Here is a 674-nt window from a genome sequence, read left to right on the forward strand (position 1 = left end):
GTGTGGTCGCTGCATCGAGAACATCGAAGGCAGCGGCGAGGTTCGCCACTATGCCTGAGGTCGATCGTTTCGGGCGCTTGCCCTGGCTGTGGATCACCGTGCTGGTGTTCGTCCTCGACCAGCTCAGCAAGGCGTTCTTCCAGGCCGAACTGAGCATGTACCAGCAGATCGTGGTGATCCCCGATCTGTTCAGTTGGACCCTGGCCTACAACACCGGTGCCGCCTTCAGCTTCCTGGCCGACAGCTCGGGCTGGCAGCGCTGGCTGTTCGCCCTGATCGCCATCGTCGTCAGCGCGATCCTGGTGGTCTGGCTGAAACGCCTGAAGAAAGGCGAGACCTGGTTGGCCATCGCCCTGGCGCTGGTGCTCGGTGGCGCCCTGGGCAACCTCTACGACCGCATGGTTCTTGGCCACGTGGTGGACTTCATCCTGGTGCACTGGCAGAACCGCTGGTACTTCCCGGCGTTCAACCTGGCCGATAGCGCCATCACCGTCGGCGCCGTCATGTTGGCGCTCGACATGTTCAGATCGAAGAAATCCGGAGAAGCCGCCCATGGCTGAGTCGACCCGCATTGGCCAGGAGAGCCGCGTCACCCTGCATTTCGCCCTCAAGCTGGAGGACGGCAACGTCGTCGACAGCACCTTCGACAAGCAGCCGGCCTCGTTCAAGGTCGG

At 62.9% G+C, this 674-nt stretch carries 1 protein-coding gene; it reads left to right on the top strand.

Going from position 1 to position 674, the window contains the following annotated elements:
• Positions 1-50: 50 nt before the first annotated feature.
• On the top strand, positions 51-560 hold the full coding sequence (gene lspA / locus EEB15_RS33165) for a signal peptidase II (protein ID WP_003094728.1): 510 nt from the start codon (positions 51-53) through the stop codon (positions 558-560).
• Positions 561-674: the final 114 nt, after the last annotated feature.

The organism is Ramlibacter sp. WS9 (assembly GCF_003797765.1).
Classification (GTDB): domain Bacteria; phylum Pseudomonadota; class Gammaproteobacteria; order Burkholderiales; family Burkholderiaceae_C; genus Ramlibacter.